Annotated in this window: 34 protein-coding genes; 31 read left to right on the forward strand and 3 right to left on the reverse strand. The window is 58.9% G+C overall.

Going from position 1 to position 21,943, the window contains the following annotated elements; all coding sequences use genetic code 11:
- Nucleotides 1-58: 58 nt before the first annotated feature.
- Nucleotides 59-355, reverse strand: coding sequence for a hypothetical protein (locus AC1Q80_RS05880; protein ID WP_025426661.1), 297 nt, complete (start codon nt 353-355; stop codon nt 59-61).
- A gap of 561 nt (nt 356-916) precedes the next feature.
- On the opposite strand from AC1Q80_RS05880, the gene rpsL reads away from it, so the two are divergent.
- The 31 genes from rpsL (at nt 917) to rplQ (ending at nt 20,253) form a co-directional block, all read left to right on the forward strand.
- Nucleotides 917-1,288 carry a 30S ribosomal protein S12 gene (gene rpsL, locus AC1Q80_RS05885; RefSeq protein ID WP_003507760.1) on the forward strand — a complete coding sequence of 124 codons (372 nt, stop codon included), beginning with the start codon at nt 917-919 and terminating at the stop codon, nt 1,286-1,288.
- 79 nt (nt 1,289-1,367) lie between these two features.
- Complete coding sequence (rpsG, locus tag AC1Q80_RS05890; protein ID WP_025426662.1) at nt 1,368-1,838, forward strand: 30S ribosomal protein S7; 471 nt, start codon at nt 1,368-1,370, stop codon at nt 1,836-1,838.
- A gap of 29 nt (nt 1,839-1,867) precedes the next feature.
- Nucleotides 1,868-3,967, forward strand: a complete 2,100-nt coding sequence (fusA, locus tag AC1Q80_RS05895; RefSeq protein WP_173419737.1) for an elongation factor G — start codon at nt 1,868-1,870, stop codon at nt 3,965-3,967.
- Between the two features lie 71 nt (nt 3,968-4,038).
- Nucleotides 4,039-5,214 (forward strand): elongation factor Tu, encoded by a 1,176-nt coding sequence (gene tuf / locus AC1Q80_RS05900; RefSeq protein WP_173419732.1) that lies wholly within the window; start codon nt 4,039-4,041, stop codon nt 5,212-5,214.
- A 314-nt stretch (nt 5,215-5,528) separates the two neighbouring features.
- Nucleotides 5,529-5,837 carry a 30S ribosomal protein S10 gene (gene rpsJ, locus AC1Q80_RS05905; RefSeq protein ID WP_003507767.1) on the forward strand — a complete coding sequence of 103 codons (309 nt, stop codon included), beginning with the start codon at nt 5,529-5,531 and terminating at the stop codon, nt 5,835-5,837.
- A 140-nt stretch (nt 5,838-5,977) separates the two neighbouring features.
- A complete protein-coding gene (rplC, locus tag AC1Q80_RS05910) occupies nt 5,978-6,664 on the forward strand; it encodes a 50S ribosomal protein L3 (protein WP_025426664.1) in 687 nt (228 codons plus the stop codon).
- A 12-nt stretch (nt 6,665-6,676) separates the two neighbouring features.
- Complete coding sequence (gene rplD / locus AC1Q80_RS05915) at nt 6,677-7,297, forward strand: 50S ribosomal protein L4 (protein WP_112811830.1); 621 nt, start codon at nt 6,677-6,679, stop codon at nt 7,295-7,297.
- On the forward strand, nt 7,294-7,587 hold the full coding sequence (locus AC1Q80_RS05920) for a 50S ribosomal protein L23 (RefSeq protein WP_025426666.1): 294 nt from the start codon (nt 7,294-7,296) through the stop codon (nt 7,585-7,587). The genes rplD and AC1Q80_RS05920 overlap by 4 nt, the downstream gene beginning before the upstream one ends.
- A 43-nt stretch (nt 7,588-7,630) precedes the next feature.
- On the forward strand, nt 7,631-8,470 hold the full coding sequence (gene rplB, locus AC1Q80_RS05925; RefSeq protein WP_112811829.1) for a 50S ribosomal protein L2: 840 nt from the start codon (nt 7,631-7,633) through the stop codon (nt 8,468-8,470).
- Nucleotides 8,471-8,485: 15 nt separating this feature from the next.
- Nucleotides 8,486-8,764 (forward strand): 30S ribosomal protein S19, encoded by a 279-nt coding sequence (rpsS, locus tag AC1Q80_RS05930; RefSeq protein ID WP_112811828.1) that lies wholly within the window; start codon nt 8,486-8,488, stop codon nt 8,762-8,764.
- A 2-nt stretch (nt 8,765-8,766) separates the two neighbouring features.
- Complete coding sequence (rplV, locus tag AC1Q80_RS05935) at nt 8,767-9,156, forward strand: 50S ribosomal protein L22 (RefSeq protein ID WP_112811827.1); 390 nt, start codon at nt 8,767-8,769, stop codon at nt 9,154-9,156.
- Nucleotides 9,156-9,869, forward strand: coding sequence for a 30S ribosomal protein S3 (gene rpsC, locus AC1Q80_RS05940; protein ID WP_053247115.1), 714 nt, complete (start codon nt 9,156-9,158; stop codon nt 9,867-9,869). Before rplV ends, rpsC begins: the two co-directional genes overlap by 1 nt.
- 36 nt (nt 9,870-9,905) lie before the next feature.
- A complete protein-coding gene (gene rplP, locus AC1Q80_RS05945; protein WP_011975175.1) occupies nt 9,906-10,319 on the forward strand; it encodes a 50S ribosomal protein L16 in 414 nt (137 codons plus the stop codon).
- Between the two features lie 12 nt (nt 10,320-10,331).
- The gene (rpmC, locus tag AC1Q80_RS05950) at nt 10,332-10,532 is read left to right on the forward strand and encodes a 50S ribosomal protein L29 (RefSeq protein ID WP_025426672.1); all 201 of its coding nucleotides are present in this window, start codon (nt 10,332-10,334) and stop codon (nt 10,530-10,532) included.
- Between the two features lie 12 nt (nt 10,533-10,544).
- Nucleotides 10,545-10,781 (forward strand): 30S ribosomal protein S17, encoded by a 237-nt coding sequence (gene rpsQ, locus AC1Q80_RS05955; RefSeq protein WP_025426673.1) that lies wholly within the window; start codon nt 10,545-10,547, stop codon nt 10,779-10,781.
- A gap of 178 nt (nt 10,782-10,959) precedes the next feature.
- A complete protein-coding gene (gene rplN, locus AC1Q80_RS05960; protein ID WP_003536525.1) occupies nt 10,960-11,328 on the forward strand; it encodes a 50S ribosomal protein L14 in 369 nt (122 codons plus the stop codon).
- A 14-nt stretch (nt 11,329-11,342) separates the two neighbouring features.
- Nucleotides 11,343-11,654 (forward strand): 50S ribosomal protein L24, encoded by a 312-nt coding sequence (gene rplX / locus AC1Q80_RS05965; RefSeq protein ID WP_025426674.1) that lies wholly within the window; start codon nt 11,343-11,345, stop codon nt 11,652-11,654.
- Entirely contained in the window at nt 11,647-12,204 is a 558-nt protein-coding gene (gene rplE / locus AC1Q80_RS05970) for a 50S ribosomal protein L5 (protein WP_025426675.1), read from the forward strand. Before rplX ends, rplE begins: the two co-directional genes overlap by 8 nt.
- Before the next feature lie 34 nt (nt 12,205-12,238).
- Nucleotides 12,239-12,544 (forward strand): 30S ribosomal protein S14, encoded by a 306-nt coding sequence (gene rpsN, locus AC1Q80_RS05975; RefSeq protein WP_025426676.1) that lies wholly within the window; start codon nt 12,239-12,241, stop codon nt 12,542-12,544.
- 12 nt (nt 12,545-12,556) lie between these two features.
- Nucleotides 12,557-12,955, forward strand: coding sequence for a 30S ribosomal protein S8 (gene rpsH, locus AC1Q80_RS05980; RefSeq protein ID WP_025426677.1), 399 nt, complete (start codon nt 12,557-12,559; stop codon nt 12,953-12,955).
- A gap of 40 nt (nt 12,956-12,995) precedes the next feature.
- Nucleotides 12,996-13,529 carry a 50S ribosomal protein L6 gene (gene rplF, locus AC1Q80_RS05985; protein ID WP_053247116.1) on the forward strand — a complete coding sequence of 178 codons (534 nt, stop codon included), beginning with the start codon at nt 12,996-12,998 and terminating at the stop codon, nt 13,527-13,529.
- A 12-nt stretch (nt 13,530-13,541) separates the two neighbouring features.
- A complete protein-coding gene (rplR, locus tag AC1Q80_RS05990; RefSeq protein ID WP_025426679.1) occupies nt 13,542-13,904 on the forward strand; it encodes a 50S ribosomal protein L18 in 363 nt (120 codons plus the stop codon).
- A 128-nt stretch (nt 13,905-14,032) separates the two neighbouring features.
- The gene (gene rpsE / locus AC1Q80_RS05995; protein ID WP_025426680.1) at nt 14,033-14,602 is read left to right on the forward strand and encodes a 30S ribosomal protein S5; all 570 of its coding nucleotides are present in this window, start codon (nt 14,033-14,035) and stop codon (nt 14,600-14,602) included.
- Nucleotides 14,603-14,614: 12 nt separating this feature from the next.
- The gene (gene rpmD, locus AC1Q80_RS06000) at nt 14,615-14,818 is read left to right on the forward strand and encodes a 50S ribosomal protein L30 (RefSeq protein WP_025426681.1); all 204 of its coding nucleotides are present in this window, start codon (nt 14,615-14,617) and stop codon (nt 14,816-14,818) included.
- 13 nt (nt 14,819-14,831) lie between these two features.
- Nucleotides 14,832-15,302 carry a 50S ribosomal protein L15 gene (gene rplO, locus AC1Q80_RS06005; RefSeq protein WP_115420480.1) on the forward strand — a complete coding sequence of 157 codons (471 nt, stop codon included), beginning with the start codon at nt 14,832-14,834 and terminating at the stop codon, nt 15,300-15,302.
- A 233-nt stretch (nt 15,303-15,535) separates the two neighbouring features.
- Nucleotides 15,536-16,876, forward strand: a complete 1,341-nt coding sequence (gene secY / locus AC1Q80_RS06010) for a preprotein translocase subunit SecY (protein ID WP_065785913.1) — start codon at nt 15,536-15,538, stop codon at nt 16,874-16,876.
- A complete protein-coding gene (locus AC1Q80_RS06015) occupies nt 16,873-17,451 on the forward strand; it encodes an adenylate kinase (RefSeq protein WP_173419738.1) in 579 nt (192 codons plus the stop codon). The genes secY and AC1Q80_RS06015 overlap by 4 nt, the downstream gene beginning before the upstream one ends.
- A 231-nt stretch (nt 17,452-17,682) precedes the next feature.
- The gene (gene rpsM / locus AC1Q80_RS06020) at nt 17,683-18,051 is read left to right on the forward strand and encodes a 30S ribosomal protein S13 (RefSeq protein ID WP_025426685.1); all 369 of its coding nucleotides are present in this window, start codon (nt 17,683-17,685) and stop codon (nt 18,049-18,051) included.
- Between the two features lie 228 nt (nt 18,052-18,279).
- Entirely contained in the window at nt 18,280-18,669 is a 390-nt protein-coding gene (rpsK, locus tag AC1Q80_RS06025; RefSeq protein WP_003536496.1) for a 30S ribosomal protein S11, read from the forward strand.
- A gap of 103 nt (nt 18,670-18,772) precedes the next feature.
- Complete coding sequence (locus AC1Q80_RS06030; protein ID WP_025426686.1) at nt 18,773-19,783, forward strand: DNA-directed RNA polymerase subunit alpha; 1,011 nt, start codon at nt 18,773-18,775, stop codon at nt 19,781-19,783.
- A 44-nt stretch (nt 19,784-19,827) separates the two neighbouring features.
- The gene (gene rplQ / locus AC1Q80_RS06035; protein ID WP_077498418.1) at nt 19,828-20,253 is read left to right on the forward strand and encodes a 50S ribosomal protein L17; all 426 of its coding nucleotides are present in this window, start codon (nt 19,828-19,830) and stop codon (nt 20,251-20,253) included.
- Between the two features lie 285 nt (nt 20,254-20,538).
- On the opposite strand, the gene AC1Q80_RS06040 is transcribed toward rplQ, so the two are convergent.
- Nucleotides 20,539-21,138, reverse strand: coding sequence for a histidine phosphatase family protein (locus AC1Q80_RS06040; RefSeq protein ID WP_492359909.1), 600 nt, complete (start codon nt 21,136-21,138; stop codon nt 20,539-20,541).
- Between the two features lie 149 nt (nt 21,139-21,287).
- Entirely contained in the window at nt 21,288-21,941 is a 654-nt protein-coding gene (gene msrQ / locus AC1Q80_RS06045) for a protein-methionine-sulfoxide reductase heme-binding subunit MsrQ (protein WP_492359910.1), read from the reverse strand.
- Between the last annotated feature and the right edge of the window lie 2 nt (nt 21,942-21,943).

Genomic DNA, 21,943 nt, shown 5'->3' on the forward strand with positions numbered 1-21,943 from the left:
CGGGCGGCTTCTTCATTATGGGAGGCTGAAAAGGGGCGACGCGTCGGCGTCGGCGGCTTCAGCTGAAACGGATGATCGCAACTTCGCCTTCAAGCGCGCCCTGGTAGGCGGAGGCATGCGGCTCCTCGTTCGGCACGTCGGTCAGTGTGCCGATCTGATCGAGGTCGGCCTCCAGGAAGCCTTCTTCGGCAAGCGCGTTCAGCGCCTCGCGTACGGCCGTATCGTCGTCGGGTGCGCGCAACATCACGTGAATGTCGACGCCTTCGTCGTCTCCGTCGGTCTCATAGGCCTTGCCGATGATGATGAAGACCATCGGCTCGTCCGGTGCATTGTCGTTGTCAGGCGTGACGCTCATAGAATATCCTTTCGAGTGCGTGGCTGACTTTAGCGCCCTTTTCAGTGCAGTGCGAAAGAAATAGATCGGAGGCCACAGGCTTTGGTGGGGGATAGAATCGTTCTGGTGGAAAACCGTCATAAACTGGTTGCCGATTCCTTAACCCTGTTGGAAGCTGCTTGCGTTCAAGTGCAATCCGGGTCGCCATACCCCGCCGGGACACGCGCCAAAGCCTTGTTTTCCGGGCATGTCAGGCTTGCGAACCGGAGTTTATTTGTTAATTGCCCTTGACTGTCGGCCTTGAAATCAGTACACCCCGCCGCATCGGAGCCCATGTGAGGCTGGCTGGTTCGGAACGTCGCGTTCTGGAGTTCGCCTCAAACAAGGTTCAAAACGCACGCTGACTACAAAAAATGCTGCACGCATGACGCGCGAAATTGTGTGTCCTCTGCTTTTTGTAGGGCCATCCGCGATAAAGCGGATCGGTCCTCGTTTGCGCATTTTACAGGCGTTCGTATCGCCGGCGACGGCAACGATCCGCCCGCAAGGGTAACGAGACAAGATTTTGCAAGGGATGGTTACATGCCTACCGTAAACCAGCTGATCCGCAAGCCGCGTCAGGCACAGGTAAAGCGCAACAAGGTTCCTGCTCTGCAGGAAAACCCGCAGAAGCGCGGCGTTTGCACGCGCGTCTACACGACGACCCCGAAGAAGCCGAACTCGGCTCTGCGTAAGGTTGCTAAGATCCGCCTGACCAACGGCTTCGAAGTCATCGGCTATATCCCGGGTGAAGGTCACAACCTTCAGGAACACTCGGTTGTCATGATCCGCGGCGGCCGCGTAAAGGACCTTCCGGGTGTCCGTTACCACATCATCCGTGGCGTTCTCGATACGCAGGGTGTCAAGAACCGCAAGCAGCGCCGCTCCAAGTATGGTGCGAAGCGTCCGAAGTAATTTCGGGTTTCACGAATTCGGCGCTGCGCGAGGTTCTCCGCGTGTTAAGGCGCCAGTCAACAGTTGAGAGACAAAACGTATGTCACGTCGTCACAGTGCAGAAAAGCGCGAGATCAATCCGGACCCGAAGTTCGGCGATCTGGTTGTCACCAAGTTCATGAATGCCATCATGCTTCATGGCAAGAAGTCGGTTGCTGAAAGCATCGTTTACGGTGCGTTCGATGCCGTTCAGGGTAAGCTGAAGCAGGAGCCGATTGCCGTGTTCCATTCGGCGCTCGACAACATTGCTCCGCACGTCGAAGTCCGTTCGCGTCGCGTTGGTGGTGCAACCTACCAGGTTCCCGTCGACGTTCGTCCGGAACGCCGTCAGGCGCTCGCCATCCGCTGGCTGATTGCTGCTGCCCGCAAGCGCAACGAAACGACCATGGTTGATCGCCTCTGCGGCGAACTCATGGACGCTGCGAACAACCGTGGCAGCGCCGTCAAGAAGCGCGAAGACACGCACAAGATGGCCGACGCCAACCGTGCATTCTCGCACTACCGCTGGTAATCGACGACCAATTTCGAAAGGGAGTCCCTATGGCTCGCGAATACAAAATCGAAGACTACCGCAACTTCGGTATCATGGCGCACATCGACGCCGGCAAGACGACGACGACCGAACGTATTCTCTACTACACCGGTAAGTCCCATAAGATCGGCGAAGTCCATGACGGCGCCGCTACCATGGACTGGATGGAGCAGGAGCAGGAACGCGGCATCACCATCACGTCTGCTGCGACCACGACCTTCTGGAAGGGCCGTGACGGCAAGACCCGCCGCTTCAACATCATCGACACCCCCGGCCACGTCGACTTCACCATCGAAGTCGAGCGTTCGCTGCGTGTTCTCGACGGCGCCATCGCGCTGCTCGACGCCAATGCCGGTGTTGAGCCGCAGACGGAAACCGTCTGGCGTCAGGCTGAGAAGTACAATGTCCCGCGGATGATCTTCTGCAACAAGATGGACAAGACCGGCGCTGACTTCTACCGCTCCGTCTCGATGATCAAATCGCGCCTCGGTGCGATCCCGGTCGTCATGCAGCTGCCGATCGGCGCTGAGACCGAGTTCAAGGGCGTCATCGACCTGATCGAGATGAACGCACTGATCTGGCGCGACGAATCGCTCGGCGCCCAGTGGGACGTCGTTGAGATCCCGGACGACATGAAGGCAGAAGCGCAGAAGTACCGCGAACTGCTGATCGAGACCGTTGTCGAGATCGACGAAGCCGCGACCGAAGCCTACCTGGAAGGCAATCTGCCTGACAACGACCAGATCCGCGCGCTCGTTCGCCGTGGCACCATCGACGTGAAGTTCCACCCGATGTTCTGCGGTACCGCGTTCAAGAACAAGGGCGTTCAGCCGCTTCTCGACGCTGTCGTCGACTACCTGCCGTCGCCGCTGGACATCCCGGCGATCAAGGGCATCGACGTCAAGACCGAAGCCGAGACCGAGCGCCATGCTGACGACAGCGAGCCGCTCTCGATGCTCGCCTTCAAGATCATGAACGACCCCTTCGTCGGTTCGCTCACCTTCGCCCGCATCTACTCCGGCAAGCTCGAAAAGGGCACGTCGGTCATGAACACGGTCAAGGAAAAGCGCGAGCGCGTTGGCCGTATGCTGCAGATGCATTCCAACAGCCGTGAAGACATCGAAGAAGCCTTTGCAGGCGACATCGTTGCTCTGGCTGGCCTCAAGGAAACCACCACTGGCGATACGCTCTGCGACCCGCTGAAGCCGGTTATCCTCGAACGCATGGAATTCCCGGAGCCGGTCATCCAGATCGCTATCGAGCCGAAGACCAAGGGCGACCAGGAAAAGATGGGCCTCGCGCTCAACCGTCTGGCTGCAGAAGACCCGTCGTTCCGCGTCAAGACGGACGAAGAGTCCGGCCAGACGATCATCGCAGGTATGGGTGAACTTCACCTCGACATCCTGGTTGACCGTATGCGCCGCGAATTCAAGGTCGAAGCAACCGTCGGCGCGCCGCAGGTTGCCTACCGCGAAACCATCACGCGTCAGCACGAAGAAGACTACACGCACAAGAAGCAGTCCGGTGGTACCGGCCAGTTCGCGCGCGTCAAGATCGTCTTCGAACCGAACCCGGATGGCGAAGACTTCAAGTTCGAGTCCAAGATCGTCGGTGGTGCTGTTCCGAAGGAATACATCCCGGGCGTTCAGAAGGGCATCGAAAGCGTTCTGTCTTCGGGTCCGCTCGCAGGCTTCCCGATGCTCGGCGTCAAGGCGACGCTCATCGACGGTGCCTTCCACGACGTCGACTCGTCGGTTCTGGCGTTCGAAATCGCTTCGCGTGCCTGCTTCCGTGAAGCAGCCAAGAAGGCCGGCGCTCAGCTCCTCGAGCCGATGATGAAGGTCGAAGTCGTAACGCCGGAAGACTACGTCGGTGACGTTATCGGCGACTTGAACTCGCGTCGTGGCCAGATCCAGGGCCAGGAAGCACGCGGCGTTGCTGTCGTGATCAACGCAAACGTCCCGCTCGCGAACATGTTCAAGTACGTGGACAACCTGCGCTCGATGTCTCAGGGCCGCGCCCAGTACACGATGACCTTCGATCACTACTCGCCGGTCCCGTCGAACGTCGCACAGGAAATCCAGGCAAAGTATTCCGGTCAGAAGTGACCGGAATACCCTTTCGCTGAAATAGATAGATAAGATTTCCCCGACAGGGGACAGGAAACGGAGAGCCGAAAATGGCAAAGAGCAAATTTGAGCGCAACAAGCCGCACGTTAACATTGGCACGATTGGCCACGTTGACCATGGCAAGACGTCGCTGACCGCAGCGATCACGAAGTACTTCGGCGAGTACAAGGCGTACGACCAGATCGACGCTGCTCCGGAAGAAAAGGCCCGTGGTATCACGATTTCGACGGCTCACGTTGAGTATGAGACGCCGAACCGTCACTACGCGCACGTCGACTGCCCCGGCCACGCCGACTACGTCAAGAACATGATCACCGGTGCTGCGCAGATGGACGGCGCGATCCTGGTTTGCTCGGCTGCTGACGGCCCGATGCCGCAGACCCGCGAGCACATCCTGCTTGCTCGCCAGGTTGGCGTTCCGGCAATCGTCGTGTTCCTCAACAAGGTCGACCAGGTTGACGACGCCGAGCTTCTCGAGCTCGTCGAGCTTGAAGTTCGCGAACTTCTGTCGTCCTACGAATTCCCGGGCGACGACATTCCGATCATCAAGGGTTCGGCGCTTGCTGCTCTTGAAGATTCCGACAAGAAGATCGGTGAAGACGCGATCCGCGAGCTGATGGCTGCTGTCGACGCCTACATCCCGACGCCTGAGCGTCCGATCGACCTTCCGTTCCTGATGCCGATCGAAGACGTGTTCTCGATCTCGGGCCGTGGTACGGTTGTGACCGGTCGCGTTGAGCGCGGCATCGTCAAGGTCGGCGAAGAAGTTGAAATCGTCGGCATCCGCGACACGTCGAAGACGACGGTTACGGGCGTTGAAATGTTCCGCAAGCTGCTCGACCAGGGCCAGGCCGGCGACAACATCGGCGCGCTGGTTCGTGGTGTTAACCGTGATGGCGTTGAGCGTGGTCAGATCCTGTGCAAGCCGGGTTCGGTCAAGCCGCACAAGAAGTTCATGGCCGAAGCCTACATCCTGACGAAGGAAGAAGGCGGTCGTCATACGCCGTTCTTCACGAACTACCGTCCGCAGTTCTACTTCCGCACGACGGACGTGACCGGTATCGTGACGCTTCCGGAAGGCACGGAAATGGTTATGCCTGGCGACAACGTCACCGTTGCCGTTGAGCTGATCGTTCCGATCGCGATGGAAGAAAAGCTGCGCTTCGCTATCCGCGAAGGCGGCCGCACCGTCGGCGCCGGCATCGTCGCTTCGATCGTCGAGTAATCGACGACGGGCGGAATGGGCGGGGCGCATCGGTATGCGCCCCGGACATAGCCGCCCAGCAAGATTTAGTTGGTCGCACGGCTTGCCGACGACGCCGAAATAGTGCAAATGGCGCGCAAGCGTGATTTGCATGGTGCGTCGGCATTGTGCGAACACGAAAGTACAGGCCGGCCACGGCCGCTCAAATAGGAAGGGGCAGGGGAAACCTTGTCCCTCCGATCTTTGAAAAATTAGCGGACTGGCCGAACATCAAACGAAGTTCAATGCGCGTTTCTCCACGGAAACCGCAACTAACATGAACAAGGATAAGTCGTATGAACGGCCAGAACATCCGCATCCGCCTCAAGGCGTTTGATCACCGGATCCTCGATGCCTCGACGCGCGAAATCGTCTCGACGGCCAAGCGCACCGGTGCCAGCGTGCGCGGTCCAGTACCGCTGCCGACGCGCATTGAAAAATTTACGGTCAACCGTTCGCCGCACGTCGACAAGAAGAGCCGCGAACAGTTCGAAATGCGTACCCACAAGCGCCTTCTCGATATCGTAGATCCGACCCCGCAGACCGTTGACGCGCTGATGAAGCTCGACCTCGCTGCCGGCGTCGACGTGGAAATTAAGCTTTAATAACAAGGAAGGTACGTGGACTTCGGTCCAACGGCTTCCAGAAACGGGCGACCCGACGTTCCGCAAGGAGCAGAGGGAGACCTTAAACAAGAGATGCGAGGGGGTTCGCCCCGTCGTTAACTCTCAAGAGGAATGAACCGATGCGTTCAGGTGTGATTGCACAGAAAGTGGGAATGACGCGCGTCTACAACGACGCCGGCGAGCATATCCCGGTAACAGTATTGCGGCTGGAAAACTGCCAGGTGGTAGCCCAGCGCACGGACGACAAGAACGGCTATACCGCTGTCCAGTTGGGCGCCGGCACTGCCAAGGTCAAGAATACGCCGAAGGCGATGCGCGGCCACTTTGCTGCCGCCAACGTCGAACCGAAGGCGAAGCTCGTCGAATTCCGCGTTTCCGCGGACAATCTGATCGACATCGGCTCCGAACTGACCGCAAACCATTTCGTTGCGGGCCAGCTCGTCGACGTTACCGGTACCACGATCGGTAAGGGCTTTGCCGGCGCCATCAAGCGCCACAACTTCGGCGGCCTTCGTGCAACGCACGGCGTTTCCGTATCGCACCGCTCGCATGGTTCGACCGGCTCCAACCAGGATCCGGGTCGCGTCTGGAAGGGCAAGCGCATGGCTGGTCATATGGGCCAGACGCGCGTCACCACGCAGAACCTCGAAGTCGTATCGACCGACGAAGATCGTGGTCTGATCCTGGTCAAGGGCGCAGTCCCCGGCTCCAAGGGTGCCTGGATCGTCGTTCGTGACGCCATCAAGTCGGGCACCCCGGAAGGCGCACCGCGCCCCGCGGCCGTGCGCGCCGAAGCATCCAAGTAAGGGAGCCGAATTATGGATCTCACCGTCAAAACCCTCGAGGGCAAGGACGCGGGAAAGGTTTCCCTTTCGGACGCCATTTTCGGTCTCGAACCCCGTGAAGACATCATTGCCCGCGTCGTTCGCTGGCAGCTCGCCAAGAAGCAGCAGGGCACGCACAAGTCGAAGGGCCGCGCAGAAGTTTCGCGCACCGGCGCCAAGATGTACAAGCAGAAGGGTACTGGCCGCGCCCGCCACCACTCCGCTCGCGCGCCGCAGTTCCGTGGTGGTGGTAAGGCTCATGGCCCGGTTGTTCGCAGCCACGCCCATGACCTGCCGAAGAAGGTTCGTGCACTCGGCCTTCGCCACGCTCTGTCTGCCAAGCTGAAGGCTGAAAACATCATCGTCCTCGACGATCTCGTTGCCGCAGAAGCAAAGACCAAGACCCTCGCAGGCGTTTTCGCCTCGCTGGGCCTGACCAATGCTCTGATCATCGGTGGCGCCGAAATCGAGAACAACTTCAAGCTCGCCGCTCAGAACATTCCGAATGTGGACGTTCTGCCGGTTCAGGGCATCAACGTTTACGACATTCTGCGCCGTGGCAAGCTCGTGCTTTCCAAGGCTGCCGTGGAAGCTCTGGAGGAGCGGTTCAAATGACGGATCTTCGCCACTACGACGTGATCGTGTCCCCCTCGATCACTGAAAAGTCGACGCTGGTTTCCGAACAGAACCAGATCGTCTTCAACGTCGCCAAGGGCGCTTCGAAGCCTGAAATCAAGGCTGCTGTCGAAGCACTGTTCGGCGTCAAGGTTACGGCCGTGAACACGCTCGTCCGCAAGGGCAAGACCAAGCGCTTCCGCGGCTTTACCGGGAAGCAGAAGGACGTGAAGAAGGCGATCATCACGCTCGCCGACGGTCAGTCCATCGACGTCTCCACCGGTCTCTAACGGATAGGCCCATTAGGGTAAAAACCCAAAAGGGAACAATAAAATGGCATTGAAAAGTTTCAATCCGACGACCCCGAGCCAGCGCCAGCTGGTCATCGTTGACCGGTCCGGCCTCTACAAGGGCAAGCCGGTCAAGGCGCTGACCGAAGGTTTGCACTCCAAGGGCGGTCGCAACAACCTCGGCCGTATCACCGTTCGCTTCCAGGGCGGCGGTCACAAGCGGACCTACCGTCTGGTCGACTTCAAGCGTCGCAAGTTCGACGTCGAAGGCACCGTCGAGCGTCTGGAATATGACCCGAACCGCACCGCGTTCATCGCGCTGATCACCTACGCCGATGGCGAACAGGCCTATATCCTCGCTCCGCAGCGCCTCGCTGCCGGCGACAAGGTCATCGCTTCTGGCAAGGCAGCCGTCGACGTGAAGCCCGGCAACACCATGCCGCTGCAGTTCATCCCGGTCGGCTCCATCATCCACAACGTGGAAATGAAGCCGGGCAAGGGTGGTCAGCTCGCTCGTTCGGCAGGTACCTACGCTCAGCTCGTTGGTCGTGACCAGGGCATGGCGATCCTCCGCCTGAACTCTGGCGAGCAGCGCCTGGTGCACGGTTCGTGCCTGGCATCGATCGGCGCCGTGTCGAACCCCGACCACGGCAACATCAATGACGGTAAGGCTGGTCGTTCGCGTTGGCGCGGCAAGAAGCCGCACGTTCGCGGCGTCGTCATGAACCCGGTTGACCATCCGCACGGCGGTGGTGAAGGCCGCACATCCGGTGGTCGTCACCCGGTTACCCCGTGGGGCAAGCCCACGAAGGGTAAGCGGACGCGCTCGAACAAGTCGACCGACAAGTTCATCATGCGCTCGCGCCACCAGAAGAAGAAGTAAGAGAGGAAGTCTCGAATGACTCGTTCAGTATGGAAAGGTCCGTTCGTTGACGGCTATCTTCTCAAGAAGGCTGAGAAGGTCCGCGAAGGCGGTCGTAACGAAGTGATCAAGATGTGGAGCCGTCGCTCCACGATCCTTCCGCAGTTTGTCGGCCTCACCTTCGGCGTCTACAACGGCAGCAAGCACGTTCCGGTCAGCGTCAATGAAGACATGGTCGGCCACAAGTTTGGCGAATTCTCTCCGACCCGGACCTATTACGGTCACGGTGCGGACAAGAAGGCAAAGAGGAAGTAACAATGGGCAAGGCAAAAGCCGAACGCCGGCTGAAGGATAATGAAGCGCAGGCAATTGCGCGCACGATCCGCGTCAGCCCCCAGAAGCTCAACCTGGTTGCCGCGATGATCCGCGGCAAGAAGGTCGAGCGCGCTCTGGCCGAACTCGAGTTCTCGCGCAAGCGGATCTCCGAGACGGTCAAGAAGACGCTTGAATCCGCGATCGCAAACGCTGAGAACAACCACGACCTCGACGTTGATTCGCTCATCGTTGCCGAGGCGTATGTTGGCAAGTCGATTGTGATGAAGCGCTTCCACGCTCGTGGTCGCGGCCGTGCATCGCGTGTTGAGAAGCCGTTCTCTCACTTGACGATCATCGTTCGTGAAGTGGAAGCCAAAGGGGAGGCTGCATAATGGGCCAGAAGATTAATCCGATCGGTTTCCGTCTCGGCATCAACCGGACCTGGGATAGCCGTTGGTTCGCTGATAACGCGGAATACGGTCAGCTTCTGCATGAAGACCTGAAGATCCGCGCTTACCTGATGGAAGAGCTGAAGGCCGCTGGCATCGCCAAGGTCGTGATCGAGCGTCCGCACAAGAAGTGCCGCGTGACGATCCACTCGGCTCGCCCGGGTCTGATCATCGGCAAGAAGGGTGCAGACATCGAAAAGCTCCGCAAGAAGCTTTCCGAGATGACCAACTCCGAAACCCACCTCAACATCGTTGAAGTGCGCAAGCCGGAAGTTGACGCAACCCTCGTTGCTCAGTCGATCGCTCAGCAGCTCGAGCGCCGCGTGGCTTTCCGCCGTGCGATGAAGCGCGCTGTTCAGTCGGCAATGCGTCTTGGCGCCGAAGGCATCAAGATCACCTGCGCCGGTCGTCTCGGTGGTGCCGAAATCGCTCGTACCGAATGGTACCGCGAAGGTCGCGTTCCGCTGCACACGCTGCGTGCGGACATCGACTACGGCACGTCTGAAGCTGAAACCGCTTTCGGTATCTGCGGCATCAAGGTCTGGATCTTCAAGGGCGAAATCCTTGAGCACGATCCGATGGCCTCCGAGCGTCGCGCCATCGAGAGTGACAATCAGGGCGGCAGCAGCAGAGACCGTCGTCGCGAAAACGCGTAACACGCGTCTGGCAGCCAATATCGGAGAATTAAAAAAATGTTGCAGCCAAAGCGTACGAAGTATCGCAAGCAATTCAAGGGCCGCATCAAGGGCGTAGCCAAGGGCGGATCTGATCTTGCCTTTGGTGAATTCGGCCTGAAGGCTCAAGAACCAAACCGCGTCAATGCGCGCGAGATCGAAGCGGCCCGCCGCGCGATCACGCGTCACATGAAGCGCGCCGGCCGCGTCTGGATCCGTGTGTTCCCTGACGTTCCGGTCACAGCCAAGCCTACCGAAGTCCGCATGGGTAAGGGTAAGGGCTCGGTCGAATACTGGGCATGCAAGGTCAAGCCTGGTCGTATGATGTTCGAGATCGATGGTGTCAGCGAAGAACTCGCCCGTGAGGCACTTCGTCTTGGTGCTGCCAAGCTCTCTGTCAAGACGCGCTTCGTGCAGCGTATCGCAGAGTAAGGAGTGAATCTCATGAAAGCCGCAGATGTTCGCGCTTTGAGCGCCGATCAACTCAACGAAGAGCTTGCCAAGCTGAAGAAAGAGCAGTTCAATCTGCGTTTCCAGAAGGCAACCGGCCAGCTCGAAAAGTCGTCGCGTATCGACGAAGTCCGTAAGGACATCGCACGCGTCAAAACAATTGCCCGCCAGAAGGCGGCAGAAGCCAAGGCCTAAGGACCACAAAATATGCCGAAACGCATTCTGCAGGGCACTGTTGTCAGCGACAAGAACGACAAGACCGTCGTCGTAAGGGTCGAGCGCCGCTTTGCGCACCCGATTCTCCAGAAGACCGTCCGCCGTTCGAAGAAGTACAAGGCGCACGACGAAAACAACCAGTACAAGGTTGGTGACGTTGTTTCCATCGAGGAATGCGCGCCGATCTCCAAGGATAAGCGCTGGACGGTGGTTGCCGCCCAGGCTTGATTTCTGCGGGATTTGACCGCGAGACCCTTGCGTCTTGGGCAAATACCTGTATGAAGCACGCAATTGAAGTGAAGGAACGCTCGAGTCCGGGCGTTCTTTTGCTTTGAGATAGGCACAATAAGCCGGGCGAGGGGGTCTAGACCCAACCGGCCCGGTAACAACAAGAAGGCGACCTGACATGATTCAGATGCAAACAAACCTCGACGTGGCGGATAATTCCGGCGCACGTCGTGTCATGTGCATCAAGGTGCTGGGCGGCTCCAAGCGTAAGTACGCGTCGATCGGCGACATCATCGTCGTTTCGATCAAGGAAGCCATTCCGCGCGGCCGCGTGAAGAAGGGTGATGTCATGAAGGCTGTTGTCGTTCGCACCGCGAAAGACATCCGCCGTGCGGATGGCAGCGTCATTCGTTTTGACACAAACGCAGCCGTTCTTATCGATAACAAGAAAGAGCCGATCGGCACCCGTATCTTCGGACCGGTTCCGCGCGAACTTCGCGCCAAGAACCACATGAAGATCATCTCGCTGGCTCCGGAAGTACTCTAAGGGAGCGTTGAGAGATGCAAAAGATTCGTAAAGGCGACAAGGTCGTCGTTCTCACCGGTAAGGACAAGGGTCGTACCGGCGAAGTCGTACAGGTAATGCCGAAGGAAGATCGGGCTGTAGTGCGTGGCGTAAACATGGTGAAGCGTCACCAGCGCCAGACCCAGAGCCAGGAAGCCGGCATCATCAACAAGGAAGCCTCGATCCATCTTTCGAACATCGCGATTGCCGATCCGAAGGACGGCAAGCCGACCCGCGTCGGCTTCAAGATCGACGGTGACAAGAAGGTCCGCGTGGCCAAGCGTTCGGGAGTAGTGATCGATGGCTAAGTCCGCTTATGAGCCCCGGCTCAAGAAGGAATATGTCGAGCGTATTCGTGCGGCTATGCAGGAGAAGTTCTCCTACGCCAACGAAATGCAGATCCCGCGCCTCGACAAGATCGTCATCAACATGGGTGTTGGCGAATCGACTGGCGACTCGAAGAAGCCGACCGTCGCAGCTGCCGACCTCGCTGCGATTGCTGGTCAGAAGCCGGTAATCACCCGCGCTCGCAACTCGATCGCTGGCTTCAAGCTGCGCGAAGGCATGCCGATTGGTGCCAAGGTTACCCTGCGCGGCGTTCGGATGTATGAGTTCCTGGATCGTCTCGTGAACATCGCTCTTCCGCGCGTTCGCGACTTCCGTGGCCTCAACCCGAAGTCCTTCGATGGCCGTGGCAACTTCGCCATGGGCGTCAAGGAGCACATTGTGTTCCCTGAGATCAACTACGACAAGGTTGATCAGATGTGGGGCATGGACATCATCGTTTGCACGACGGCTACTAACGACGACGAAGCACGCGCTCTGCTCACAGAGTTCAACTTCCCGTTCCGTCAGTAATCCGTAACGACAAGCGTAAAGAAGGATAACTGTTATGGCGAAAACGAGCGCAGTTGAAAAGAACAAGCGCCGCCGCAAACTGGTTGCCGGGCAAGCCTCTAAGCGCGCCGCTCTTAAGGCAATCATCATGAACCAGTCTCTGCCGATCGAAGAGCGGTTCAAGGCAACCATCAAGCTGGCTGAACTGCCGCGTGATGGATCCAAGACCCGCATCCGCAACCGTTGTGAAGTTACGGGCCGTCCGCGCGCCTACTATCGTAAACTTCGCATGTCGCGTATTGCGCTTCGCGAACTGGGCAACTCTGGCCGCGTGCCGGGTATTGTCAAGTCGAGCTGGTAAGGAGACGGGCACATGGCAATGACTGATCCGCTGGGCGATATGCTCACCCGTATCCGTAACGGCGCGGCACGCCGCAAGTCGAGCGTTTCCACGCCGGCTTCGAAGCTCCGCGCACGTGTTCTGGATGTCCTTCAGGCTGAAGGCTACATCCGTGGATACTCTGAAGTCGTATTTGGCAACGGCAAGGCCGAGCTGAACATCGAACTGAAGTACTACGAAGGCGCTTCCGTAATCCGTGAGATCGGACGCGTTTCTAAGCCGGGCCGCCGAGTTTATGTCTCGGTTAAGTCCATTCCGCAGGTCGCGAACGGCCTCGGCATCACCATCCTTTCGACTCCGAAGGGTGTGATGGCCGATCATCAGGCACGCGAACAGAATGTTGGTGGCGAGATTCTTTGCTCCGTCTTCTAAGACGTAACATGATCTCCATAGCGAACAGACAGGTATAAAAATGTCTCGTATCGGTAAGAAGCCCGTTCAAGTTCCTGCAGGCGTCACGGCAAGCGTGGATGGCCAGAAGGTAACGGCGAAGGGCCCTAAGGGCGAACTGTTCTTTGTTGCAAACGACGAAGTATCGGTAGCGCTCGAAGACAATGCGGTTGTTGTACAGCCGCTCAACCAGAGCAAGGATGCTCGTTCGAAGTGGGGCATGTCCCGCACGATGATCGAGAACATCCTGAAGGGCGTCAAGGACGGTTACGAGCGCAAGCTCGAAATCAACGGCGTTGGTTACCGCGCGTCGCTGCAAGGCAAGAACCTGCAGCTGGCACTCGGTTTCAGCCACGACGTCGTCTACCAGACGCCGGAAGGCATCACGATCGCTGTACCGAAGCCGACGGAAATCATCGTCTCCGGCATCAACAAGCAGCAGGTCGGCCAGGTTGCAGCGGAAATCCGCGAATACCGCGGCCCCGAGCCCTACAAGGGCAAGGGCGTCAAGTATGCCGAAGAGCGGATTGTCCGCAAAGAAGGCAAGAAGAAGTAAGGATCACGCGAAATGGCTAGCAGGAAAGATACTCTTGTGCGTCGCGCCAACCGCGTGCGCCGTCAAATCAAGGCGGTCGCGAATGGCCGTCCGCGCCTGTCGGTTCATCGCTCGTCGAAGAACATCTACGTACAGGTTATCGACGACGTGGCCGGCAAGACGCTTGCGTCTGCCTCCACGCTCGACACCGATCTGCGTTCGTCTTTGAAGACGGGCGCTGACGCGGCAGCAGCAGCTGCCGTCGGCAAGCTCATCGCTGAGCGCGCCGTAAAGGCTGGCGTCAAGGACGTTGTCTTTGATCGTGGCGCCTTCATCTATCACGGCCGCATCAAGGCTTTGGCCGAAGCTGCACGTGAAGGTGGTCTGAACTTCTGATCGGTTGCCAGGCGGGCTTTGTGTCCGCCTGGCACCTTCATGAGTTTCCGGTCGCTTCCGATCCATGTGACGGGGGCGACTTTTGTCAATCTGCCGATTGCACCCGGAAAAGAAAAAGGAAAAGGACAATGGCACAGGAAAGAAGGGGTTCTCGCGAAGATCGCCAGAACCGCGAAGAGCGCGACAGCGAATTTGTCGATAAGCTCGTAGCAATTAACCGCGTCGCCAAGGTGGTGAAGGGCGGTCGTCGTTTCGGTTTCGCAGCTCTCGTCGTCGTTGGCGACCAGAAGGGCCGCGTTGGCTTCGGTCATGGCAAGGCGCGCGAAGTGCCGGAAGCCATCCGCAAGGCAACGGAAGCCGCCAAGCGCGATCTGATCTTCGTCCCGCTGCGTGGTGGTCGTACCCTGCATCACGACGTTCACGGCCGTCACGGCGCCGGCAAGGTGCTGCTGCGTTCGGCCAAGGCCGGTACCGGTATCATCGCTGGTGGCCCGATGCGCGCCGTCTTCGAAACGCTCGGCGTTCATGACGTCGTCGCTAAGTCGACCGGCTCGTCGAACCCGTACAACATGGTTCGTGCAACGTTCGACGCCCTCAAGAACCAGATGCACCCGAAGGACATCGCAGCTCAGCGCGGCATGAAGTACGCCACGCTCCAGGCTCGTCGTGTTTCCTCCGGCGCTGCTTCCGAAGAATAAGGGAGCTGACAGATGGCTAAGAAAGAAAACGCTGCGAAGACGGTTACCGTCGAGCAGATCGGTAGCCCCATTCGCCGTCCGGCCGTACAGCGTCAGACGCTTATCGGCCTGGGCCTCAACAAGATGCACCGGGTTCGCACGCTGGAAGATACCCCAGCTGTTCGCGGCATGATCCGGTCGGTCCAGCACCTCGTTCGCGTCGTCGACGAGAAGTGAGGGGGATAAGCTCATGAAACTGAATGAAATCAAGGACAACGAAGGCTCGACCAAGAACCGCAAGCGTCTTGGCCGCGGCATCGGCTCCGGCTCCGGCAAGACTGCCGGTCGCGGTGTGAAGGGTCAGAAGGCTCGTTCGGGCGTTGCCATCAACGGCTTCGAAGGCGGCCAGATGCCGATCTACCGTCGTCTGCCGAAGCGTGGCTTCAACAACATCTTCGCTTCGGAGTTTGTTGTCGTGTCGCTCGGCCGCATCCAGACGGCAATCGACGCCAAGAAGCTTGACGCTTCGAAGTCCGTCGATGCAGCAGCTCTCAAGGCTGCCGGCGTGATCCGTCGCGAAAAGGACGGCGTTCGCGTGCTGGCCGATGGCGAACTGAAGGCGAAGATCTCGCTCGAAGTTGCAGGCGCTTCCAAGTCGGCGATCGAAAAGATCGAAAAGGCTGGCGGCTCCATCAAGCTGCTTTCGGCTGCTGCCGAATAATATTACTGATCAACCGCCCGGGGTGCTTCACTCCGGGCGGTTTTGCTCCCATATGTGAGCCTCACGTCCGCGATGGCGAATCGCTCGCCTCGGCGGACATAGCGGAAACCACGGTGAGGCATCCGATTGCAGACACAATCGCCTCGCGTCCGGTTTTCAAGACGAAAAGTTAGTCCTTCCGGAACGGACAGGGTACTCCCGCTGATTCCGAGATTTGGTACGCGGAGAATTGCATGGCTTCTGCAGCGGAACAGCTCGCCTCGAACCTGAATTTCTCGACTTTCGCCAAGGCGGAAGATCTGAAGAAACGACTGTGGTTCACGCTTGGTGCGCTTTTGGTCTACCGTCTTGGCACCTATATCCCGCTGCCAGGCCTCAATCCGGACGCGTTCGCGCAGGCCTTCCAGGGCCAGAGCGGCGGTATCCTCGGCCTCTTCAACATGTTTTCGGGCGGTGCAGTGGAGCGCATGGCGATCTTCGCGCTCGGCATCATGCCCTATATCTCTGCTTCGATCATCGTTCAGCTGATGACCTCCGTCGTTCCGGCGCTGGAACAGCTGAAGAAGGAAGGCGAGCAGGGTCGCAAGATCATCAACCAGTACACCCGCTACGGCACGGTGCTTCTCGGCGTCATGCAGGCCTATGGCATTGCCGTCGGCCTCGAGAGCGGCAACGGCCTCGTCAACGATCCGGGCTGGTTCTTCCGCATTTCCACGGTTATCTCGCTGCTTGGCGGCACGATGTTCCTGATGTGGCTCGGCGAGCAGATTACGTCGCGCGGTATCGGCAACGGCATCTCGTTGATCATCTTTGCCGGTATCGTCGCCCATCTGCCGACGGCTCTTGCCGGCACGCTCGAACTCGGCCGCACCGGCGCGCTGTCGACCCCTCTGATTCTGGCGATCATCGTCATGATCGTTGCGGTTATCGCGCTCATCGTCTTCGTCGAACGCGCCCAGCGCCGGCTTCTGATCCAGTATCCGAAGCGCCAGGTCGGCAACCGCATGTTCCAGGGCGACACCTCGCACCTGCCGCTGAAGCTCAACACCGCGGGCGTCATCCCGGCGATCTTCGCGTCGTCGCTGCTGCTGCTGCCGGCAACGCTTGCTGGCTTTGCCAACACCGCGACGCTGCCCGGCTGGGCGACGTCGATCGTCAGCGCGCTCGGCCACGGCCAGCCGCTCTACATGGTGCTCTACGGCGGCATGATCGCGTTCTTCGCCTTCTTCTACACGGCCATCGTCTTCAATCCGAAGGACACGGCCGACAATCTGAAGAAGCACGGCGGCTTCATTCCGGGCATCCGTCCGGGCGAGCGCACCGCCGAATACATCGATTACGTCCTGACGCGCATCACCGTGCTCGGCGCGATCTACCTGATCTTCGTCTGCATTCTGCCTGAAATTCTCATCGCGCAGACCGGCGTGCCGTTCTACCTTGGTGGTACGTCGCTTTTGATTGTTGTCAGCGTTACCCTTGATACGGTAGCACAGATCCAGGGTCACCTCATTGCTCAGCAGTATGAGGGGCTGATCAAGAAGTCGAAGCTGCGCGGAGGGAAGAGGGGACGATGAGACTGATTTTTTTGGGACCGCCCGGAGCTGGCAAGGGGACGCAAGCCAAGCTTCTGACGGAGAGGTACGGTATTCCGCAGCTTTCCACAGGTGACATGTTGCGGGCGGCCGTCGCCCAGGCGACCGAAGTCGGCAAGCGGGCCAAGGCTGTCATGGACGCCGGCCAGCTCGTTTCTGATGCGATCGTCAATGAGATCGTGTCGGACCGGATCGATGCGCCGGATTGTGCCAACGGCTTTATCCTCGATGGATATCCGCGCACGGTTCCGCAGGCGGTCGCTCTCGGCCAGATGCTCAAAGGCAAGGGCTTGAAGCTCGACGCCGTGATCGAGCTCAAGGTCGACGAGACGGCGCTTGTAAAGCGCATGGAGAATCGCGTAGCGGAAACCATCGCTGCGGGTGGCTCGGTTAGATCGGACGACAATCCGGAAGCCTTCAAGCGTCGGCTTACGGAATATCGCGAAAAGACCGCACCTTTGTCGGAGCACTATGCCGGCACTGGTGAGCTGAAGACGATTGATGGCATGGCCGATGTGGACGCCGTGACAGCACAGATCGAGAAGATTCTGGCTTAGACCCTGGGTCTTTGCCGAAAAGGAACCGCCGGGGAGTTGACTTTTCCGGCTGATTCCGCCAAAGACAGCGCCAACTCGCGACATGGGAGCGATCGGCGCGGTCTTCAACGAAACGAAGTCCGGGTACGGTCGTTTTTGACGTGTCTCGAACCTCAATCAACGTGCGGCTCTTGAGGTCGCGTAACGAAGCACCTATTGCCGGATGGCAACTGGAACGCAAGGAGAATAGACGTGGCACGTATCGCTGGCGTCAACATCCCGACGGCAAAGCGCGTTGTTATCGCGCTGACCTACATTCACGGGATCGGACCGAAATTCGCACAGGAAATCGTCGAGAAGGTCGGTATTCCGGCTGATCGCCGCGTGCATCAGTTGACGGATGCTGAAGTTCTTCAGATCCGCGAAACGATCGACCGCGACTACCAGGTTGAAGGTGACCTGCGTCGTGACACGTCGATGAACATCAAGCGTCTGATGGATCTGGGCTGCTACCGCGGCCTGCGTCATCGCCGCAGCCTGCCGGTACGCGGTCAGCGTACCCACACCAATGCCCGTACCCGCAAGGGTCCGGCAAAGGCGATCGCCGGTAAGAAGAAGTAATTTCCCGAATAGGGAGATTGGGAGGCTGGCGCACGCGCCGGCCTCCTTTTGCAGTTTGGGAAGGGCGATGCCCGACCGTCGCGGAGCCAGACCGGTTTCGTGAAATACCTGCAGGGCCGGTTCCTCCGGTCCTGGATGAAACTGAAGAAGCAGGGCAGGGGACGAAAATTCCTTTCCCGGTGGAGCCGCTGGAATTACGGCGGTGCAGAGATCTAAGAAAGGGATCCTATGGCCAAGGAAGCCACCCGCGTTCGCCGTCGCGAACGCAAGAACATCACGTCTGGCGTAGCGCACGTCAATTCGTCGTTCAACAACACCATGATCACCATCACCGACGCACAGGGCAACGCAATTGCCTGGTCGTCTGCCGGTGCGAAGGGTTTCAAGGGCTCGCGTAAGTCGACCCCGTTTGCCGCTCAGATCGCCGCTGAAGACTGCGCCAAGAAGGCTCAGGAACACGGCATGAAGTCGCTTGAAGTCGAAGTTTGCGGCCCAGGTTCCGGTCGTGAATCCGCTCTTCGCGCACTGCAGGCAGCGGGCTTCATGATCACCTCGATCCGCGATGTGACCCCGATCCCGCACAACGGTTGCCGCCCGCGCAAGAAGCGCCGCGTCTGATCATTTGCGTTCAAAATGCCGGTGAGGGCGCTTCGGCGCGCTCCCGGACTTCGGGGCTCGGTTGTCACGATTGGATGGTGACAACGAACGGAAGGCACAAAACATGATCCAGAAAAATTGGCAGGAACTGATCAAGCCGAACAAGGTGGAGTTCATCTCCTCGGGCCGCACCAAGGCAACGTTGGTCGCGGAACCGCTTGAACGCGGCTTTGGTCTGACGCTCGGCAACGCGCTTCGTCGCGTGCTGTTGTCGTCGCTTCGCGGTGCTGCTGTCACCGCGGTGCAGATCGACGGCGTCCTGCATGAGTTCTCCTCTATCCCGGGCGTCCGGGAAGACGTGACGGACATCGTGCTCAACATCAAGGAAATCGCCATCAAGATGGATGGCGACGACGCAAAGCGCATGGTTGTGCGCAAGCAGGGTCCGGGCGTTGTAACCGCCGGTGACATCCAGACGGTTGGCGACATCGAAATCCTCAACCCGAACCATGTGATCTGCACCCTCGACGAGGGCGCTGAAATCCGCATGGAGTTCACCGTCAACAACGGCAAGGGCTACGTTCCGGCTGACCGCAACCGTTCGGAAGATGCTCCGATCGGCCTCATCCCGGTCGACAGCCTGTACTCGCCGGTCAAGAAGGTCTCGTACAAGGTGGAAAACACCCGCGAAGGCCAGGTTCTTGATTATGACAAGCTGACGATGTCCATCGAGACGGACGGTTCCGTCACCGGTGAAGATGCGATCGCGTTTGCGGCCCGTATCCTTCAGGACCAGCTGTCGGTTTTCGTCAACTTCGACGAGCCGCAGAAGGAAGCAGAGGAAGAGGCTGTCACCGAACTCGCCTTCAACCCGGCGCTTCTCAAGAAGGTCGACGAACTGGAGCTTTCCGTCCGTTCGGCCAACTGCCTGAAGAACGACAACATCGTCTACATTGGCGACCTCATTCAGAAGACCGAAGCAGAAATGCTCCGCACGCCGAATTTTGGTCGCAAGTCGCTGAACGAAATCAAGGAAGTTCTCGCTTCCATGGGCCTGCACCTCGGCATGGAAGTGCCGTCCTGGCCGCCTGAGAACATCGAAGATCTCGCCAAGCGTTACGAAGACCAATACTAACCATTAGACTGCGGGCAGATGCCTGCAAGTGAAGGAGAATAGCAATGCGCCACGGTAAAGCCGGCCGCAAGCTGAATAGAACCGCCAGCCACCGCAAGGCGATGTTTGCCAACATGGCAGCTTCGCTGATCGAGCACGAGCAGATCGTTACGACCCTGCCGAAGGCTAAGGAAATCCGCCCGATCGTTGAAAAGCTCGTCACCCTCGGCAAGCGCGGCGACCTGCATGCTCGTCGTCAGGCGATCTCGCAGATCCGCGACGCTGTTGTCGTTGCCAAGCTGTTCGACACGATCGCTTCGCGCTACGCCACCCGCAACGGCGGCTACCTGCGCATCATGAAGGCTGGCTTCCGCCAGGGCGACAACGCTGCTCTCGCTGTCATCGAATTCGTTGACCGCGACACCGATGCAAAGGGTGCGAAGGATCGCGCTCGCGTCGCAGCTGAAGCTGACGCCGCAGAAGCAGCCTGATTATTTCAGGCTGATTGAATTGAAAGCGGCCGGGTGTTCGTCACCCGGCCGCTTTTTTATGTCCCATCATTCGGTGAGGCCGCGTCTTGCAGCCAGACCATCAGCCTCGCTGATCGGGACGTATAGACACTGCGCCGCCGATCCGCTTGCGAATGTAACCAGCACGCCTGCCGCCGTGATCAACGGCCACAGACAGTGCCAGGTCGAGGGTCTCTTGCAGCGGAATTGTCCGACAGGGCCATCTATGCCCGACGGCTTCTGTTGGCCCCAAGAGGCCAATAGGCCTCATATCGAGGCTGGCACACATAAACCGTCGACGAAGGAAAATACACCGTCATGGAGACGATAGTAGCCGTCTTGCGGGACCGGGAGTTCCAGCATTTCTCGTTTCGATAGGCCTGCGTAGACGCCTCGGATAATTCGCCCGAACAACCCGTGCGATATCGCTATCGTCGGACGCCCGATATCCGCAATCCATGCTTTCGCACGGTTGCAAGCATGGTCGAAGTTCTCACCATCAGGTGATTTGAAATACCAATCGAAAGCATCGGAACCGTCGAGATAGCCGGGGAACTCTGAGTTGATCTCAAATGTGGTCATCCCGTCCCATGAGCCAAGCGTGACCTCCATGAGCCGGGCATCTTCGCTGCTTGGGACGGAAAGCACACGTTGAACCCTGCGCGCGGTCTCGCGAGTTCTGCCAAGGGGACTGACTTGCATCACGGACGACTGAGCGGCATCAGCGATCTCGTGAAAGAGAATTCTTGCGACGAAATCTGCCTGATCGATACCGCGAGGAGTAAGTGACGAGTCCTTTTGGCCCTGAAACCTCCCGAGTGTATTCCAAACGGTTTCACCATGCCGCAACAGGTAAATATTCGACACGCGAATGCCCCAATTAAACGACTAAATACAAGAATGGACATTCGCATGGCCGATTGATGACCGCAATTGGCGCGAAGCGGCCGTCCCGTCATGGCGGCAGTCTTCGATACGGCATGACGCATCTTGTTCAAGGTTCAGCAGGGTACCGCCTACGCTACGGCATCCTTTGCGTGTCGGTGCGGCGGGTTGGCCTGCCGTTTGCGCTTCAGATAGGGCTTTCGCACCAGCCGCCATCCCAAAAGCAAGGCGACGAGCGCGAGATAGGTCATCTGCTCGAGACCGACTACCTTCACCGACATGGCAAAATGCAATGCACCCGCCGCAGCGATGACATAGGCGAGCTTGTGCAACTGGTTCCAGCGGCTGCCAAGGCGTCGGATCGACCAATTGTTCGATGTCAACGCCAGCGGGATGAGCATCACCAGACCGGCCATCCCGATGGTGATGAACGGGCGCCGAGCAATGTCGGCGATGATGGTGGGGATGTTCAAGACCTGGTCGAGCAGGAAATAGGCCAGGAAGTGCATGGCGACGTAGTAGAAGGCGAGCAGCCCGAGCGCGCGCCGATAGCGAAGCCAGTTGATCCCGAAGAGGTCGCGGATCGGGGTGATCGCCAGCGTGGCGACCAGAAAGCGCAGCGCCCAAATGCCCAGCAGATGCTCGAATTCCTTGACCGGATTTCCCGGAAGCCGCCCGGTCGCGCCGAGATAGAAGGCAGCAAGCGCCGGACAGAGACCGAGCCCGTACAGTGCCCAGACGGACGCCGTGTGGAAGCGTTTTGGCAGGGCTGGCAGTTTGGCCATGG

The organism is Ensifer sp. GW823-FHT05D09, assembly GCF_058795755.1.